The following is an 18390-nucleotide window of genomic DNA, read 5'->3' as shown; positions in this document are numbered from 1 at the left end:
TAACTCCACTTATCGGTTATGCAACGTTTGCGACAGCGCGCTCAGATCCGCCTCTGTTTCCCGAGGCTTAGGGTGGTGGTTCATACGGTGCAGTAAAATCGCGCCCCCGGCCAGGCAGGCCGGCAGCGCCAGCACCAAAAATATTGAAGAGTGGCCCGGTACGGCGAGCATAATCACGCCACCCAGGGTAGAGCTAAGTATCGCTCCGCTACGGCCAATGCCGTGCATCCAGCTAACGCCGGTGGCGCGAATTTCAGTTTGATAGTAGGCCGGAGAGTATGCCTGCAGGCCATTCTGCGCGCCGTTGATGCACATACCGCTGATAAAGATCAGCACCGCCAGGGCCGCCGAACCGAAGTCCATCAATCCTTGCGTTAACAGGCACATACAGCCGAGGAAATAGGTCACTGCAATCACCGCTTTTGCCGAGCCGCGGTCCATCAGATAGCCGACAAGGATGCCCCCCAGCGGGCCGCCCAGCTGGAACAGGCCGGTGATAATCGCCGCCTGCGGCAACGACAATCCACCAGAACGTAAAATAGTGGGCAGCCAGCCGTTGAGCAGATAAATCACAAACAGCCCCATAAAATAGGTCAGCCACAGGGCGAGCGTGCCGCGCGCATAGCCGTTGCGGAACAGCTGCGCTACCTTACTACGCCGTGAAATTTGCGGCGCATTGAGCTGAAAGACGGTGCTGCTATCGAAGCTGCCGCCCAGACGGTTGAGGACCCGGGCAATATGCGCACCCGGTAAGCGACGCGCCACCATATTCATGGCCAACTCCGGCAGCATGACGACCATGAATGGCAGCACCACCAGCGGCAGTACGCCGCCGAAGATCAGCGCCGAATGCCAGCTGTAATGCGACAGCAGACCCGCGGCGATAAAGCCCCCCAGCCCGGAGCCGACGTTAAAGCCGCTGTACATCAGTGTGATCATCAATCCCTTACGACGTTCGGGCATATATTCCGCCACCAGCGTCACACAGTTTGGCATCACCGCTCCCAGCCCCATCCCGGTAAGAAAGCGCATCAGCGCCAGCTGTGACGGGCTCTGCGCCAGCGCGGCGGCAAGGCTGAAGAGAGCAAAAAAGGCCACCGACCACAGTAAAATACGCTTGCGACCGTAGCGATCGGAAAGCGGCCCGGCAACCAGCGCGCCGATGGCCACGCCAAACATGGCGGCCCCGAGGATCGGCCCCATTTCTGCCCGGCTGATGCCCCAGTCTTCAATCAGAGCCGGGGCGATAAAACCCATCACCGCCGCGTCATAGCCATCAAGCATAATGATGACAAAACACAGCAGCAGGACGTTCCACTGAAAACGTGAGATCGGTCGGGCATCGATCCACGACTTCACATCGACTACACGAGAGTGATTCATAGGGTGACTTCCTTAAGCAGGCGGTACGAATGTTCTGGTTTGTGTTTTTTATGGCGAACTTTGCTATTCAACTTAAGGCAGTCACCGGGCGCTGTCCGGTTCAAAAAACCGACGGCAGGTATGAGTTCTGTTTATATTGTGAGGTGGGCAGCAAAACATCAGGCATAAAAAACCCGCGGCGCAGAGGCCGCGGGCCAGGGGTCAAAGAGCGAATTGCGCCCTACGGAATAATAAGCTCTCCGCGCAGCATGCCGCCGCCGGGGATGACGTTATTTCGGGCTCATCCGGCGGGCGATACGCTCAAGCTTAATCATCAGCAGCAGCGTCACACCCACCAGCACGATGGTCAGCGCCGAGCCGTCGGCAATATTGCCGCGGTCGGTAAGACTGAAAATCGTCACCGGCAGCGTCGTCCAGCCCGGCGGATAAATCATAACCGTGGCCCCCAGCTCGCCCATCGACAGCGACAAACTCAACGCCAGCGCGGAGATCATCCACGGCGTCATCAGCGGTAAGGTAACGTAACGCAGACGATACCACGGCGATGCGCCAAGGCTGGAGGCAACGCTTTCAATATCCGGCGAAATACGCGCCAGCCCGGTGGAGACATTGCTGAACGTGAACGCCGAAATCAGCACGAAGTGCGCCGCCAGCACAATCCAGAAGGTGCCGTTCATCTGCAATGGTCCCTGGCTGAAGGCCACCAGTATGCCTAACCCAACGGAAACGGAAGGAATCGCACTGGGCAGATAGAACGCCAGCCCGAGATATTTTTGCCACCGGGCGCTGAACTGACGCAGAGACAGCGCCGCCCACATGCCGCATAGCAGGGCGAACAGACTGGCGCAAAAGCCCACCACCAGGCTTGAGAACAGCGAATCCCAGGCCGCGCCGCGAAACGCATTTACGAAGTGTCCGAAGGTAAACCCGGACGGCAGCAGACCGTTCCACTGCTGGCTAAGGCTGGACATCAAAATCACCGCCAGCGGCAGGAAGAAGAACCCGGCAAACAGCACTACCGCCAGGGTTCCCGCCGCAGCACGGCCTTTGCGCGACCAGATTAACATCGTTAGCTCCTTACGCCGGTACGCGCGGCGGCCAGCCGGTAGAGCATAAACAGCCCCAGCGACAGCAGAATATTAATCAGCGCGATCGTGCAGGCCACGCTGTAATCGGACTCCAGAATGGCCTTGCTGTAGACCATCATCGGCAGGGTATTCACCCCTTTCGCGCCGATAAACAGCACGATCCCAAACTCGTTGGTGGTCAACAGCAGGCACAGGCTGCCGCCCGCCATCAGCGCCGGCAGCGCCGCCGGGAAGATCACCTGGGCAATCACCCGCAGCGGATGGGCCCCGAGAATGCTCGCCGCCTCCAGCTGGCTTTTATCAATCTGCCGCAGCCCGGCCATCAGCGGGCGCATCACCAGCGGCGTGAAAACGGTGATCTCCGCCAGAATCACGCCGTTGATGGAATAGAGGAAGTCCACCGGCGGCAGTTCGACATGCAACAACGACATCAGCGTGCCGTTCAGTAACCCCGCAGAGCCATAAATAAAGGTAAAGGCGAGCGTGATCAGAAAGGTCGGCAGAGCAATAAAAGTATCAATCACCCGGCTAATCAGCTGGCTGCCGGGAAACGGAATAAACACCAGAATCAGCGCCAGGACGCTGCCCAGAACCAGGCAACCGAGCGTGGCAAAGACCGCAATATGTAAGGTATTCAGCAACGCGCTGATAAAACGGCGGGAATCAATCACCCGCCAGAAAGTTTCGGGACTCAGGTGACCGCTGGCATCGCGCAGCGCCTGTTCGGCGATCAGCAGCAGCGGATAGAAAAACAGGCTCGCCAGCACCAGCAGCGGCAGCAGGAGCCACAGGAAGGGGCGCAGGCTGAACGCCGGGCGCGAAAGCGTTAACATCTGCGACATCATGATACCTCAATCAGTACCGCGTCGTTCGGTTCAAAGTACAGCGCCAGCCTGTCGCCCGCGCGCGGCAGCGGGTTGACGTGCGTCATCACCATACGTACCGCCTCACCCGCAACATCACACAGCAGATGGGTCAAGTCCCCCTGCCAGCGCACCGAGGTCAGCGTGGCGCTGAGCCGGTTACTGGTCGCCGAGCGGGGTGCCAGGCTCATATGCTGTGGGCGGATACACAGCAGCTTATTATTGCCATGCTGCCCACCCTGACTGAAAGCATGAATCAATCCACCGCCGCAGCTGACGCTGACCAGCCCAGGACCCGCGCTATCGGTCAGCGCCGTGGCCTGCAGAATATTGGCGCGCCCAAGGAATTCGGCGCTAAAGCGGTTGGGCGGATAATGATAAAGCTGATGCGTCTCGCCGTGGGCAATCAGCGAGCCGTCTTTCATGATGCCAATCTTGTCCGCCAGGGTCAGGGCTTCGGTCTGATCGTGGGTGACGTAGAGAATGGTCAGCTCCGGCAGCTCGCGGTGAAGACGGGCAATCTCCTCCACCATGTTATGGCGTATTTGCGCATCCAGCGCCGAGAGCGGCTCGTCGAGCAGCAGCACCCGCGGACGCACGGCAATCGCCCTGGCGATGGCGACGCGCTGCTGCTGACCGCCGGAAAGCTGGTGTGGATAGCGCGTGGCGTAGTCCGCCATCCCGACAATCTTCAGCGCCTCGTTCACTCTGTCAGCAATCAGCGCTTGCGGCTGCTTTTGCGCGCGCAGGCCAAAGGCGACGTTATCTTCCACCTTCATATGCGGGAACAGAGCATAGTTTTGTACCACCATGGCAAGACCACGCTTGTACGGCGGCAGCCCGGTAACATCGGTATCACCAATCAGGATCCGCCCGCCCGCCGGCTGTACAAACCCGGCAATCGCCCGCAGTACCGTGGTTTTGCCGGAACCGGAGGGACCAATCAGCGCCAGCACTTCGCCGGGTTCGATGGTCAATGACAGCGGCTTCAGCACCACGTTGCCGTGGTACGAAACGCGCAGAGAGTCGAGGGTAATTCCAGTGCTCCCCATCATCGACGGGGAGCGGGAAGCAGTCGTTTTCATCAACATCAGGCCTACTCGCTGTCGGTCACTTTATGCCAACGGGCAATGTCTGCCGACAGCGATACGGCCACATCGTCCCAGTTCGGTTCCCAGCTTTTCACGCCGTCAAGCGCCGCTTTTGCCGCCTGATAGTTGCTATCGGTCGGCGTCACGTCGCTGCGTACCGGCAGGCCCCAGGAGAGAGCGCTGACGCGGGTTTGCGCCGCTTTATCCAGCAGGAAGTTGATCAACTTTTTACCGTTTTCGCTCTGCGGGCCATTCTGGACCAGACCCACGGTGTACGGCAGCGCCAGCGCGCTACGTTCGCCCTTATCGTCCGCCGGCCAGAAAATTTTCACATTCGGGTTACGCGCCATCTGCGACAGATTCATCTGCAGATCGCCGTTCGCGACAAACAGCTCGCCTTTGTTCACCAGCGCGGTGAGCTTGCCGGTAGAAGCGGACGGGCCGACGTTATTGGCCTGCAGTTTACCGAGATAGGCAAAACCCGCCTCCTTGCCGCCCAGACTGTGGAACGCCTGCAGCATTACCGCGGTACCGTCGCCGGCCTGGCCCGGCGTCGAGTACTGCAGTTTGTTTTTGTAGCGGCTATCCAACAGCGCCTGCCAGCTTGCCGGGGCGGTTTTCAGCAGCTGGCTGTTGTAGATAAAGGTCAGGTAGTTGTTCACCAGCGGCGAGTAATGGGCATTGGCGCCGGGAATTCGCTCGCTACCCTGCGGGGTAAACTCAGCTAACAGATTTTCTTTGGCGGCGCGCTGGATAAACGGCGGAACGGTCACCAGTACGTCGGCCTGCGGGTTGGTGCGTTCCTTCGCCAGCCGCTCGACGATCGCGCCGGAGCCGCCTTCCACATACTGCACTTTGATGCCCGTCGCTTTGGTGAAGGCGTCGAACTGGTTCTGATACCAGCTGTTGTCGCCATCATGCAGGCCGTCAGCGGAATAGACCGTGACGATCCCATCCGCCCAAACCGGGGAACTGGTCAGTGCGAAAACGGACAGCAGAGCAAGTCGGGAGAGTTTCATCGTGTAAGCCTCATCGGGTTGTCGGTCACTCTGGTCTACACCAGATTTGCCTTCACGCTACCGGGGGTTTATGACAAAACGATGACCGGAATATGTCGGATGGATTAAAGGCGGGGCAATTAAACATCGTGAGCCGGGGTGATCCCGAAAGCAGGGCAGTTTCTCCACCCGACCTGCCGTCGGAAGGCCGTAAAATCAGCCGATGCCGTCGTCCAGGGAGGAAAAATCAGCAAAATCAGTGGGTGTCGACTTCAATGCGCAGGCTATCGTGGCGCCAGTACTCGATATCGTAATCCAGAATACGCCCGTGCTGATCGTAGTTAAGACGGCGCAGCAGCAGCGCCGGGCGCCCTTCCATTACCCCCAGCGCTTCCGCAGCCTGCGGCGGCATCGAAGTGGGATAGAACGACAAATGCATACTGGTATATATCAGGTCGTAATGGGTGTGATAAATCTCAGTCAGGCTGCCGTTCAGATCGTGGCGCAGCAGCTCCGGAACGCGGGCCGGCAGGCAGTGGTTTTCGCTATAGCAAATCGCCCGCCCGTCGGCGTAGCGCAGGCGCGTCAGCAGGTAAACCCGATCGAACGGCTGCAGTGCCAGCGGCGTCATTACATCCAGCGGCACCGCGGTTAACCGGCCGTCCAGCAGGACCGTTTTCGGCTCGCGCCCCTGCTCGATGCACAGCTTGTGAAAGTTGGTGTTTTGCGTCGGATCCAGCCACAGACGCTCCGGCGTCACAAACCAGCCGCGGCGATCGGCGCGATAGATCGCGCCGCTGGCCTCCAGCTGCGCCAGGCTCTCACGTACCGTAATACGCGTGGTGTTGAAGATCGCGCACAGTTCGCGCTCTGACGGCAGCTTATCGCCGCTTTTCAACGCGCCATTTTGGATACGCGCCTGCAATTGCGCCTTAATCATCAGGTACTGCGGGATCTCGCCAGAGGGTGATTTCATGTTGACTCGCAAACAAATTTGATAGCGCCATTATACCCACGGAGATGAATTTTTTGTTGCAGCGCGATCTTTTCTTTGACCTTTTGCATCAATTATCACCATCATAAAATCAATCTGGTATAGACCAAATGGTGAGATAAATGACTTCACGTAATTACCTGCTGCTGACCCCCGGCCCGCTGACCACCTCCCGTACGGTGAAAGAGGCGATGTTGTTCGATAGCTGCACCTGGGACGACGATTATAATCTCGGCGTGGTACAGACCATTCGCCAGCAGCTGGTTGAGCTGGCAACGCCTGACGCGGGCTACACCTCCGTCCTGCTACAAGGTAGCGGCAGCTACGCGGTCGAAGCGGTACTCGGCAGCGCCGTCGGCGCCGAAGGCAAAGTGCTGATTATCAGCAACGGCGCCTACGGGGCGCGAATGATCGAGATGGCGGAACTGATGGGTGTCGCCTGCCACGCGTATGATTGCGGGGAAGTGGCCCGTCCGGACGTGGCGACGATCGCGCAGATCCTCGAGGATGACCCGGCGATTACCCACATCGCCATGGTCCACAGCGAAACCACCACCGGGATGCTTAACCCCATCGCCGAGGTGGCGGTGCTGGCGCAGCGCTACGGCAAACGCTATATCGTTGATGCGATGAGCAGCTTTGGCGGCATCCCGATGGACGTTGCCGCGCTGAATATCGACTACCTGATCAGCTCTGCCAACAAGTGCATCCAGGGCGTACCGGGTTTCGCCTTTGTGATTGCCCGCGAGAGCGAACTGCAAACCTGCAAAGGTCGCTCGCACTCGCTGTCGCTCGACCTCTACGCCCAGTGGCGTTGTATGGAAGACAACCATGGAAAGTGGCGCTTTACCTCGCCAACCCATACCGTGCTGGCCTTCGCCCAGGCGCTGAAAGAGCTGGCCGATGAGGGCGGCGTGGCCGCACGCCACCGACGCTACAGCGCCAACCAGCGCCGTCTGGTCGCTGGGATGCGCGCGCTCGGTTTTCAGCCGCTGCTCGACGACAGCCTGCATTCACCGATCATCACCGCGTTTTACTCTCCGGATGCGCCGCAGTACCGCTTTAAAGCGTTCTATCAGCAGCTTAAAGAGCAGGGCTTCGTTATTTATCCGGGCAAAGTCTCACAGAGCGATTGTTTCCGTATCGGCAACATCGGCGAAGTGTATGACGCTGATATCACCGCCCTGCTGACGGCAATCGACAACGCCATGTACTGGAAACACTAAGGAACCGCCATGAACCGTATTACCGCACTGATTCTCGACTGGGCCGGCACCACCGTAGATTTCGGCTCCTTCGCACCGACGCAAATTTTCGTCGAGGCCTTCCATCAGGCGTTTGATGTCGACATTACGCTTGCCGAGGCCCGCGTGCCGATGGGGCTTGGCAAGTGGCAGCATATTGAAGCGCTGGGTAAATTACCCTCCGTGGACGCGCGCTGGCAGGCAAAATTCGGCCGTTCGATGACCGCCGCCGATATTGAGGCGATTTATGCTGCGTTCATGCCGCTGCAAATCTCTAAAGTTGTCGACTTTTCCACCCCTATCGCCGGTGTTGTCGACACCATTGCCGCACTTCGCGCCGAAGGAGTGAAAATTGGCTCCTGTTCCGGTTACCCGCGCCCGGTGATGGAAAAGCTGGTGCCCGCCGCTGCCGCCCAGGGCTATGCGCCGGACTACTGGGTCGCCACCGATGATCTCGCGGCCGGCGGGCGTCCCGGCCCATGGATGGCGCTACAAAACGTGATTGCTCTCGGCATTGATGCCGTCGCCCACTGCGTGAAGGTGGACGACGCGGCGCCGGGGATTAGCGAAGGACTGAACGCCGGGATGTGGAGCGTGGGTCTGGCGGTTTCCGGTAACGAGTTTGGCGCCACCTGGCAGGCATTTCAGGCGATGACGGCAGAAGAGATTGCCACCCGCCGCGAGCAGGCGGCTGAAAAGCTGTACGCCGCCGGGGCGCATTATGTTATCGATACGCTGGCGGACCTGCCGGGAGTGATCGTCGAGATTAACGCCCGGCTGGCGCGGGGCGAACGCCCGTAGATTTCACTCGCCGGTCCCCGCCGCTACCTCGCTCCGCGTCACGCGACCGGGGTTTTATCGCCGACGGGCTACACGCGAACTTTGGTCGCCACCAGCAGCCCGGTCAACAGCATCAGCGCGCCGGAAATCACCAGCGGCGACAGCAGACCGAGATGGTCCAGCGCCACGCCGCCTACCGCCGCGCCACAGGTATTGGCCAGCTGAATAACCGCCACCTGGATCGACCCGGCCTTTTCCGCCTGGTCGGACAGCGAGCGGGTAATCCACGTTGACCACCCCACCGGAATCAGCGCAAAAGCAAAGCCCCAGATAATCGCAACCGTCGACGCCACAACCTGGCTTTCCCCCCACAGCACCAGCGTCGTCGCACAAATCGCCAGCAGCAGCGGCGCAACCGTCAGAGCCATTTTCACCGAACGCTTAAGGATCATCGACGACAGCGAGGTACCGATAAAGCTGGCAATACCGAAGCTCAGCAGCACCAGCGTCAGGCCGTCGACATCAAAACCGGCAAGGGTCATGTAGACCGGACGAATATAGGTAAAGAAGGCAAACTGGCCGGCAAATGCCATGAAAATGGCGCACATCCCGGCCATCACGCCGGGCCGTTTCAGCAGGCCAAACATATTTTGCTGGTGATGCGGCGCTTCGCCGGGTAAAGAGGGCAACACCTTCAGTACCCAAAGGGTACAGAGCACGCCCATTACCGCCGCGGCATTAAAAACGTTACGCCAGCCGATCACGCCGCCCAGAAAACTGCCCAACGGCGCGGCAATCACCAGCGCAATCGACACGGCGCCGAAGATGACCGACAGCGCTTTCGGCACCACCCGCATCGGGACAAGGCGCATCGTCAGCGAGGCGGACATCGCCCAGAAACCGCCTAACGCCAGCCCGAGGCAGGCGCGCCCCACCAGCAGCAGGGCGAAGCTGTTGGCAAAAGAGACCAGCAGGCAGGATACCGTCAGCAGAACGGAAAACAGGATCACCACATAGCGCCGGTCGGTGCTGCGGATAATCGAGGTAATAAACAAGCTGGCGAACATGGCCACAAACGCGGTGGTCGTGACCGACTGCCCGGCCAGCCCTTCGGAAATCCCCAGGTCCTGGGCCATTGGCGTGAGCAGGCTAACCGGTAAAAACTCAACGGTAATCAGGCAGGCCACGCAAAAGGCCACCGCAAATACCGCAGACCAGTTTGGCCGCGTTAATTCACTGGCATGTTGTCTGGTTTCATTGAGAGGAGTCATTGGTTACCTGCAAATTTGGATGGCGGAAAAGTTGCGCAGTGTAACATTTTGTTTGTGACTAATTTAACGTTTTGACAACTTTAAGCTTGATTATCGGGCATGAATAAACCGGAACCCGCCAGTAACGGGCCGCTGCGCGATCTGATGTCGGGTGGCAGGTTAGGTAATCAGTGCAGCCAGTGAACGCCGTCCTCGGGTAAAAACAGCGCGTTATAGCGCTGCTGCAGGGCCACCAGCTCGCTCAGCTCTGGCTCCAGCTCGCGAAGAAACCCCTGCGCGAGACGGATCTGCGCATCGGTAACTGGAGCCGCCAGACGGGATTTTTGCATCAGCCGATACCAGTAATGCAGGTTCTGCTCGCTGCCATCGACGATGCCAACCTGCCAGATCAGCAGGACCTGGGCTGCGTTTTGCAAATGCGCTTCGTTGGGACGTTCAAGATAGCGAAGGTACTCATTCCCGGCGCTTTTCCCCAGCTGATCGATCATCGATTCCAGCGGCACCGGGGTAATGCCTAATCGCTCGCTCAGGCGGCGAATAGCACGGCGTGAATCAGAGGTAAGTACCCGAAATCCGACAACAAATACTACCACCAGCGTGGCCAATCCTAACCAGATCATGCTTCCTCTCATTCTACCGCAGCCCCACTATCATAATGGGAATTTGCCCGCTGTCGACTCCCGGGCATAGCATAATGTGACTTATCGCGGCTGGGGCCAGCCATGATGAGAGTCGGCTGTCTTAAACAGCCGAAAATAGCGGATGCGCATCACGGAATTCGGTACGAGAAACGGCTCCGCGAGGCGGGGCGAATTAAACCAGTTTTGCCGAGAGAGCCTGGCATGCCTCGCGAACCAGAACGGAGTATCGGGGAATGCGCTCTTTGGGCATTTGCAGCTCCACGCCGCTGATGCTGACCGCGGCAATCACTTCCCGGGAACGGTTAAAGACCGGAGCCGCAATACAATAAATGCCCGGCGAATCTTCCGCGTTGTCAAATGCCCACCCTTGCTCACGAATCCTGGCAAACTCCTGCATCAAAAGGGTTTTACTGGTGATCGTCGTAGCGGTAAAGCTCGGAAGCCTCTCTTCCGGTAACAGCTGGTCTATTTTTTCTGCCGGTAGCCAGGCACATAGCGCTTTCCCCACCCCAGAACTGTGCAGAGGCAGCTTTTTACCCACCCAGGTACGAATACCGATTGGCTGTGTATTCTCAAGTTTCAGTACATAGATCGGCGCGACTTCATCAAGAATGCCAAGATGACAGGTCAGATCGGTTTGTTCTCTCAGCTTTTCCAGCACAGGCAGCGCGACGTTGCGAATATCAAACTGCTCCAGCGAGCGGTTTCCCCACTCATAAAGCTTTAGCCCGAGGAAAAAACGCCCTTTCTCCAGGCGCAATAAATGGTGATCAACCAACGCATTGAGCAACGAGGACGTGCTGCTTTTCGGTAAAGCCAAATCCTGCTGAATCTGGCTGAATGTGGCGCCGGGCGAATTGAACAGGTAATTACAGATTTTGACTGTCTTATCGAGGGCGGGTACCGGTGTTGTTATATCCTTGTTCATACGCAAATTGATCTTTTGATTCATACACTCCCATCAGTATACCCCATTCTATTCTCTCCGCGATGAGGCTTTTTTGCACAAACCCGTGACCTCCCTGGCTCCGCCGGGCATTCCGTTTTAAATACGACACGAGTCACAATTGTTCATTAGTTCTACAAAAATCGTTGACGAAATGCGCGATGTTTTGCTGTACTTTATTCAACATACAGAACATTAGTTCCATATATAGAACAAGGGAGTTAGAATGACAGCCGTATTTAAGGGTGTATTTCCACCGGTACCAACCATTGTCAATGAACAAGGTGAACTCGATCGTCCAGGCATGGCCCGCATGCTGGATCATGTGATAGCCAATGGCGCTGACGGGGTGCTGATCCTTGGCAGCGGCGGGGAGTTTTGCCATTTATCGAACTGCCAACGTAAAGAGATTGCTGAATTTTGTCTCCAGCATATAAAAGGGAGGGTCCCGGTACTAATGGGTATCGCCTGTGCCGGTACGGCGGAAACCATTGAACTGGGTTTACATGCCCAGCAGCATGGTGCGGATGGCGTACTCGTCGTTAATCCCTATTATGCCAAATTAAGTGACGAAGCGCGTTATACCCATTATAAGCGGGTCGCAGACGCATTAAACACCCCCGTATTTCTCTATAATTTTCCCGAACTGACCGGTCAGGATATTGGCATTGAGGTCATTACGCGTCTGGCCCGGGACGTGCCCAACATCGTTGGTATTAAAGACACCATTGATAACATCAGCCATACCCGCGAAATCATCAATCGGGTACATGCTTTTCGCCCGGATTTCATCATATTTAGCGGTTATGACGAATACATGCTGGATACCCTGCTGTTGGGTGGTCACGGCGGTATTCCCGCGACGTTTAATTTCGCGCCGCAGATTACGCGCGGGATTTACCAGGCGTTCCTTGATGGCGATATGACTTCTGCCGGTCTTTACCAAAAACAGCTGGCCAGGCTTTCCCCGCTGTATGCCCTTGAGCAACCGTTTTTTGGCGTGATTAAAGCGGCAATAAATTTAAGTGGCCTGGATATTTCTACTGCCGTGGTACCGCCAGCGCTGCCGCTCAATGCCGAGAAAACGGAGTACGTTAAAAACGTTCTGGCCCGCATTAGCCAATAAATTCTTAGAGAGCAATGTCAATGAACACGAATCCTGTACTCAAACTAAATGATAAAGATGATGTCGTCATCGCCAGACAACCGGTCGCCGCCGGTACCTGGCTTCCTGAAGAACAATTGAAAACCCTCAGCGATATCCCCGCCGGTCATAAAATTGCCATTCGTGATATTGCCGCAGGTGAAGCGGTAAAACGCTACGGACAGATTATCGGGTTTGCTACCCAGTCTATTCGTCGTGGTGAGCATATTCATATGCAAAACCTCGGCATGGGCGATTTTGAGCGCGAGTATGGTTGGGGGGAAGACTGTCATACCCTGCCGCCTGCCGGGCACCAGGATACATTTATGGGCATACGCCGGGCCGATGGACGGGCAGCAACCCGCAACTACATTGGCGTACTGAGCTCAGTTAACTGCAGCGCTACCGTTGTCAAAGCCATTGAAGATCACTTTCGGCTTCATGGTCTCGGCGACTATCCCAACGTGGATGGCGTTGTCGCGCTACCACAAAGTTTTGGTTGCGCCATTGGTTCAAAAAGCGAATCGATGGAGGTCATGCGTCGAACCATGGCGGGTTATGCCACTCATGTAAATTTTGCTGGCGTGATCATCATTGGTCTCGGATGTGAATCCAGCCAAATCAAAGATATGATGAACGCCCATGGCTTAAGCGATGGTCCCATGCTGCACAGCTTCACGATTCAGGAGATCGGCGGTACCCGCCATGCTATTGCCAGGGGCATTGAGCTCATCAACGAAATGCTGCCGCAGGCAAACCGGGTGCAACGGGAGCCGATTCCCGCGGCAGAAATCATTCTGGCCCTTGAATGTGGGGGGTCAGATAGCTATTCCGGTATCTCTGCCAATCCCGCGCTCGGTTACGCGGTTGATAAACTGGTGCAGCAAGGGGGTACCGCAATCCTCTCTGAAACGTCAGAGATCTATGGTGCTGAGCATCTCCTGACCCGCCGCGCCGTCACTCGTGAAGTCGGTGAAAAACTCATCGCTCGTATTCATTGGTGGGAAGATTATTGTCGCCGTACCGGGAGCGAGATGAACAATAACCCCTCAGCGGGTAATAAAGTTGGTGGACTGACCACCATCCTGGAAAAATCGCTTGGGGGAATTGCTAAGGCCGGAACCACAAATTTAACCGCTGTTTATGAATATGCCGAACCGGTAACGGAAAAAGGATTCGTATTTATGGATACCCCCGGGTATGACCCCATTGCGGTCACCGGGCAAATTGCCGGAGGCGCAAATCTGCTGTGCTTCACGACTGGCCGCGGTTCTGCGTTTGGCTCTAAACCCACCCCAAGCCTGAAACTCGCCACCAACAACGCCTTATGGCAACGCCAGCAGGAAGATATGGATATTAATTGCGGCACCATTGTTGAAGGTGAAGAGACAATTGCACAGGTCGGTGAACGTTTATATCAAATGATCCTTGAAATGGCGTCCGGTAAAAAAACAAAAAGCGAAGAGTTTGGTTATGGTAGCCAGGAGTTTGTTCCCTGGACTATCGGTTCCATTATGTAAGTTACCCTGATAATTATAATACCTCGTATCGCCATGCTCATTATTGGGCATGGCAAGGAGCATCTATGTCTCATGTCAATGTCCATACTGAAGAAGAAAAGCTCAAAGCGACAACGGTAAGATGGCGAATATTTATTGTCATGCTTATTCTGGGAGCAATTAACTATATTGACCGTACCTCTTTATCCATTGCCATGCCCTATATTACCGATGAATTCGGCATTACCGACACGCGTGTTGTTGGTGTTATTCACAGTGCATTCTTCTGGGCCTATGCGCTCATGCAAATACCCAGCGGGGTCATTGCTGACAAGTTTAAAGCCCGAAATATTATTGCTATCGCCACAATTTTATGGGGTGCATTTCAGGCCATCGCCGCCCTTTGTCATTCTATTTTTACCCTCTCAATTTCACGCATTGGGCTGGGTATCGCCGAGTCCCCCATTATGCCCGCGGGCGCAAAACTGATGGGGACCTGGCTGACCCCGACTGAACGCGGCCGCGGCTCAATGCTGCTGGATGGCGGCGCGCCGTTAGGTACCGCACTGGGTGCCGTCATCATTGCCGGGCTTATTGCCCAGTTTGACTCCTGGCGGATGGCCTTCATCATTGCCGGGGTGGGGACTATCGCTATAGGTCTTATTGCCTGGTGGTATATTCGTACCTATCCTTCTGAACACCCTGGGATTAACAAAGCTGAACTGGATCATATTACTGAAGCCAATGGAGATTCCACCGCTGGTAAAAAATATCGTCTCGCAGATATCAAACCTTATTTAAAACAACGTAATGTCATTGCGTTAATTTGTGGGTGGGTATGCTATAGCTTTGTCTTCTATGGTCTCATGACCTGGCTACCATTATATTTCCAGGCTACCTACGGCTTCGATATTAAGTCTATGGGTGGCGCCATGGCAATTATTTTCCTGCTGTGTTTTGTCGGCCAACTAACCGGCGGCTACATCATGGATAAATGGCGCAGTAAAGGCGGTAAAACCAGTCGCGTTATGCATACCATGCTGGCGATTTCAGCTATTACTGCTGGCATAGGGATATTTCTTTGCGCGCAAAGCAGTACGCCAGGCGTCGCGATTACGCTGCTCACTATCGCCCTGTTCCCTCTGCGTTGGGCAAGCGTCTACTGGTCTATTCCGGGTCTTCTTGGCGCTCAATCCGTAGCGGGGACGATCTGCGGCACCATGAACTTTACCAGCAATCTGTTCGCCGCCATCCTGCCGATTTTTATCGGTTTCCTTGTGCAATTCACCGGTAATTATTATGCCGCAATGATGTTCTTCGCCCTCGCAGCGGTGGGGTATCTCGTCTGCTCTTTGAGCATCAATTTCGATAAGAAAATGGAAATTTCAGAGCAGTAACTATCTCATCCACGGCCTGGCAACAGGCCGTTTTATCCATCAGGAATGCTTGATGTTCAATCTACAAAACTATATTGCCGTGGACTGGGGTAGCAGCAATCTGCGCCTGTGGCTATTCCAGCAAGGTGAAACGATCTGGACCTATCGTAGTCGCGAAGGGGTAACCCACCACCGACCGGGCGCGTTTAAAGAGCTCTGGCTCACCATCCTCTCACGGTGCCCACATCCCCTGGCCCCTGACACCATTGTCATCATGAGCGGCATGATCGGTAGCAATCTCGGCTGGCTTGCCGTGCCCTATATTCCCTGTCCGACATCCGTTTCAGCGCTCTCCTCAAACCTGACGCCGGTCGAAAATGCCGGGCCTTTACCGGTGTGGATTGTCCCCGGACTCCAGCTCAACGGCCCGGAACATTTCAACGTGATGCGTGGAGAAGAAACGCAACTCCTGGGCGCACTGAATGCAGAGGAGTGGTATGTCTTTCCCGGCACCCACAGCAAATGGGTACGCATGGAGAGGGAGTACATCGGTGATTTTCAAACCATCATGACCGGGGAGTTCTTTCACTTGTTAAGCCACTACTCCGTGCTGTCCCAACCACAAGACGGGCATCGGGAAGATCGCCAGGCATTTCTTGATGGCGCGCGACTGGGAGCCCAGGAGTGCTGCCTGTCGCGAGGAACCTTTGCGCTGCGCGCACGTATGCTCTGCGGCGCCCTGCCTTCTGACGCTCTGCATAGCGCCCTCTCTGGCCTGCTGATTGGCCACGAAGTCGCCAGGATGTGCGAGCAATACGCCATTTCCTCCACGGAAAGCGTAGTTCTGGTCGGTAACGATGCGCTACTGGCGCGTTACCAAAGCGTTTTTGCCCTTTTTGGCCTCACCTGTCGCCCCCTCAACGGTGAAGCGGCCTTTCTTAACGGCATCAGGAGACTTCTTCATGATCACACCTGACTCTCTTCCTCTGGTCGCCATCCTGCGCGGGGTAACCCCAGATGATGTACTGGTGCACATGGCGGAACTGTATCGTGCGGGTTTTACGCAGGTAGAGATCCCGCTTAATTCCCCCAGCTGGCAACAAAGTATTGTGCTTGCCGTAAAACATTATGGCGACCGGATGCGAATCGGCGCCGGTACGGTAACCACACCGCGAGAGGTCGCCATATTAAAAGAGGCGGGCTGCGAATTTATCCTTACGCCCAATACCGATATCTCCGTCATCGAGGCCGCGACATCTGCGGGAATGGCCACCTGCATCGGCTGTCTGACGGCCAGCGAGGCGTTGACCGCCCTCAGGCATGGTGCCAGCATGCTGAAGATCTTCCCTGCGGGCGATGTCGGGCCAGGCTATATTCGCTCACTTCGGGCAATACTGCCGTCGAAGACCCGGCTGTACGCTGTGGGTGGCATCACCGCGACAAATCTCGCAGATTATCTCCGGGCCGGTTGTGAGGGGGCGGGATTAGGGAGCGATCTGTATCGTGCTGCACAGTCCAGGACGGAAACCGCGGAAAAAGCGCAGCGCTTCATCCAGGCCTGGCAGGCATATCACGCCTGAAATAAAAAAGCCCGGCATCAAGGCCGGGCAACGTTACCAGAACCTGAAGTCCTCAGGCGGTCTGCAAAGTGCGTTTCTTTTTCTCGCGGCGAATTTTACGTTCTTCACATACCGCCACGATGGCCATCAGGCAGATACAGCCAATCGCGGCCGCATCCAGCGCCGCAAAGGTCCCTGCCCAGCCGGTCAGGCCGAAGATCGGCGTACCGTCGGCAATCATCCCGAGACCCAGTTTGGCAAAGCTGTCGCCAATCAGATAGGCGAACGTCCCTTTGATACCGTCGGCCGCGCCGATGGCTTTCTTCGGCACGAAGCCCACCGCGGCGACGCCGATCAGCAGCTGCGGACCGAAGACCAGGAAGCCTAAAGCAAACAGCGACGCCAGATAGATATACTGGTTGCTGGCATGCTGGTAGACGCCAAGGGTGGCAATGATTAACGCCAGGGCGATACAGGCCACCAGCGCACGGCGGCCGTTCGCCAGATCCGACAGCCAGCCCCACAGCAGCGTCCCGACCAGAGCGCCGACTTCAAACAGGGTAAAGCCCTGAATCGCCACCTCTTTTGACAGCTTCAGCTCCTGGAAAGCATAGACCGTGGACCATTGGTCGATACCGATACGCACCACGTAGAGGAAGATGTTGGAGAAGCACAGCAGCCAGATGACTTTGTTTTTCAGCACGTACTCGACGAAGATCTGCCACTTGGTCATGGCGTTTTCTTCGGTTTCTTTATCCTCTTCGCTGATCTCTTCGCCGAACAGCTCTTCGGCGTTACCCAGGCCGTAGGATTCCGGGGAGTCGCTGCCAAAACGCAGGCCGATGAAACCCACAATCAGCGCGATAATCGACGGGAAGATGAACATGCCGATCACGTGACCGTTGAACAAATAGTTGGCCCCGAACAGCGCCACGCCCGCCGCGCCGGCCCCGCCGAGGTTATGCGAGATATTCCAGAAGCCAAGGAAGGTGCCGCGCTTACGACGAGGCGTCCATTTGGTAATGGTCGAGTAGCTGCACGAACCGCCGGTACTCTGGAAGAAGCCGCTCAGCGCATAGAAGGCGATCATCAGGAACAGGCTGGTTGAACCGGCCCCCATGCTGGCGCTGAAGCCCAGCATACAGATGGCGGAGAGGATCAGCATAAACGGCAGGAACTGCTTGGTGTTTTTACCGTCCGCGTAGTAGGACACCACCGTTTTACCCACGCCGTAGGTAATCGAGAAGCCAAGGCCGATCATCCCCAGCTGGGTCATGCTCAACCCGTAGGTGGAGATCATGTCGTTCTGAGCAATGTTAAAGTTTTTGCGGATCAGATACATGGTCAGGTAGCCAATAAAGACCACCAGGTAGGACTGCATGAACGGTTTGAACCACATCTTACGCCGCACGTCGAGCGGCAGATCCAGGGTCGGTTTACGCACCTGGTTTAGAAAGGCCAACATAGGACACTCCGGGCTAATTTTTATACCTGCGAATGGCAGGCATTGTAA

At 56.3% G+C, this 18390-nt stretch carries 17 protein-coding genes; 7 read left to right on the top strand and 10 right to left on the bottom strand.

Annotated elements, in window-relative coordinates; all coding sequences use genetic code 11:
* Positions 1 to 9: 9 nt before the first annotated feature.
* From EDF73_RS11260 to phnR, 6 genes are all read right to left on the bottom strand, one after another.
* Positions 10 to 1383, bottom strand: a complete 1374-nt coding sequence (locus EDF73_RS11260) for an aromatic acid/H+ symport family MFS transporter (RefSeq protein ID WP_132729203.1) — start codon at positions 1381 to 1383, stop codon at positions 10 to 12.
* Between the two features lie 269 nt (positions 1384 to 1652).
* Positions 1653 to 2450 (bottom strand): 2-aminoethylphosphonate ABC transport system, membrane component PhnV, encoded by a 798-nt coding sequence (phnV, locus tag EDF73_RS11255; protein WP_132729201.1) that lies wholly within the window; start codon positions 2448 to 2450, stop codon positions 1653 to 1655.
* A 2-nt stretch (positions 2451 to 2452) separates the two neighbouring features.
* Entirely contained in the window at positions 2453 to 3313 is an 861-nt protein-coding gene (gene phnU, locus EDF73_RS11250) for a 2-aminoethylphosphonate ABC transporter permease subunit (RefSeq protein ID WP_132729473.1), read from the bottom strand.
* Complete coding sequence (gene phnT / locus EDF73_RS11245) at positions 3313 to 4425, bottom strand: 2-aminoethylphosphonate ABC transport system ATP-binding subunit PhnT (RefSeq protein ID WP_132729199.1); 1113 nt, start codon at positions 4423 to 4425, stop codon at positions 3313 to 3315. Before phnT ends, phnU begins: the two co-directional genes overlap by 1 nt.
* Positions 4426 to 4430: 5 nt before the next feature.
* A complete protein-coding gene (gene phnS, locus EDF73_RS11240; RefSeq protein WP_132729197.1) occupies positions 4431 to 5444 on the bottom strand; it encodes a 2-aminoethylphosphonate ABC transporter substrate-binding protein in 1014 nt (337 codons plus the stop codon).
* A 235-nt stretch (positions 5445 to 5679) separates the two neighbouring features.
* Positions 5680 to 6399, bottom strand: coding sequence for a phosphonate utilization transcriptional regulator PhnR (phnR, locus tag EDF73_RS11235; RefSeq protein WP_132729195.1), 720 nt, complete (start codon positions 6397 to 6399; stop codon positions 5680 to 5682).
* Positions 6400 to 6539: 140 nt separating this feature from the next.
* Between phnR and phnW the strand changes: the two genes are divergently transcribed.
* Positions 6540 to 7643: a 2-aminoethylphosphonate--pyruvate transaminase gene (phnW, locus tag EDF73_RS11230; RefSeq protein ID WP_132729194.1), complete on the top strand. Its 1104-nt coding sequence runs from the start codon at positions 6540 to 6542 to the stop codon at positions 7641 to 7643.
* 9 nt (positions 7644 to 7652) lie between these two features.
* Positions 7653 to 8462, top strand: coding sequence for a phosphonoacetaldehyde hydrolase (gene phnX / locus EDF73_RS11225; RefSeq protein WP_132729192.1), 810 nt, complete (start codon positions 7653 to 7655; stop codon positions 8460 to 8462).
* A 68-nt stretch (positions 8463 to 8530) separates the two neighbouring features.
* On the opposite strand, the gene nepI is transcribed toward phnX, so the two are convergent.
* The 3 genes from nepI to EDF73_RS11210 form a co-directional block, all read right to left on the bottom strand.
* Entirely contained in the window at positions 8531 to 9712 is a 1182-nt protein-coding gene (nepI, locus tag EDF73_RS11220) for a purine ribonucleoside efflux pump NepI (RefSeq protein WP_132729190.1), read from the bottom strand.
* A gap of 167 nt (positions 9713 to 9879) precedes the next feature.
* Positions 9880 to 10332, bottom strand: a complete 453-nt coding sequence (locus EDF73_RS11215; protein ID WP_132729188.1) for a DUF1198 family protein — start codon at positions 10330 to 10332, stop codon at positions 9880 to 9882.
* Between the two features lie 193 nt (positions 10333 to 10525).
* Positions 10526 to 11281: an IclR family transcriptional regulator gene (locus EDF73_RS11210; RefSeq protein ID WP_132729186.1), complete on the bottom strand. Its 756-nt coding sequence runs from the start codon at positions 11279 to 11281 to the stop codon at positions 10526 to 10528.
* 244 nt (positions 11282 to 11525) lie between these two features.
* Between EDF73_RS11210 and EDF73_RS11205 the strand changes: the two genes are divergently transcribed.
* The 5 genes from EDF73_RS11205 to EDF73_RS11185 all read left to right on the top strand — a co-directional run bounded on the left by EDF73_RS11205 (position 11526) and on the right by EDF73_RS11185 (position 16898).
* The gene (locus tag EDF73_RS11205; RefSeq protein WP_132729184.1) at positions 11526 to 12425 is read left to right on the top strand and encodes a dihydrodipicolinate synthase family protein; all 900 of its coding nucleotides are present in this window, start codon (positions 11526 to 11528) and stop codon (positions 12423 to 12425) included.
* 20 nt (positions 12426 to 12445) lie between these two features.
* Positions 12446 to 13963: an altronate dehydratase family protein gene (locus EDF73_RS11200; RefSeq protein ID WP_207896640.1), complete on the top strand. Its 1518-nt coding sequence runs from the start codon at positions 12446 to 12448 to the stop codon at positions 13961 to 13963.
* A gap of 65 nt (positions 13964 to 14028) precedes the next feature.
* Positions 14029 to 15339, top strand: coding sequence for an MFS transporter (locus tag EDF73_RS11195; RefSeq protein ID WP_132729180.1), 1311 nt, complete (start codon positions 14029 to 14031; stop codon positions 15337 to 15339).
* A gap of 52 nt (positions 15340 to 15391) precedes the next feature.
* Complete coding sequence (locus tag EDF73_RS11190) at positions 15392 to 16294, top strand: 2-dehydro-3-deoxygalactonokinase (RefSeq protein ID WP_132729178.1); 903 nt, start codon at positions 15392 to 15394, stop codon at positions 16292 to 16294.
* The gene (locus EDF73_RS11185; protein ID WP_132729176.1) at positions 16281 to 16898 is read left to right on the top strand and encodes a 2-dehydro-3-deoxy-6-phosphogalactonate aldolase; all 618 of its coding nucleotides are present in this window, start codon (positions 16281 to 16283) and stop codon (positions 16896 to 16898) included. The genes EDF73_RS11190 and EDF73_RS11185 overlap by 14 nt, the downstream gene beginning before the upstream one ends.
* A gap of 52 nt (positions 16899 to 16950) precedes the next feature.
* Here the strand turns inward: EDF73_RS11185 and uhpT are convergent, their stop codons facing one another.
* Positions 16951 to 18342 carry a hexose-6-phosphate:phosphate antiporter gene (gene uhpT / locus EDF73_RS11180; RefSeq protein WP_132729174.1) on the bottom strand — a complete coding sequence of 464 codons (1392 nt, stop codon included), beginning with the start codon at positions 18340 to 18342 and terminating at the stop codon, positions 16951 to 16953.
* Positions 18343 to 18390: the final 48 nt, after the last annotated feature.

Source organism: Klebsiella sp. BIGb0138, assembly GCF_004342285.1.
Taxonomy (GTDB): Bacteria; Pseudomonadota; Gammaproteobacteria; order Enterobacterales; family Enterobacteriaceae; genus Klebsiella.
This window is presented reverse-complemented; position numbering and strand designations above follow the sequence as displayed.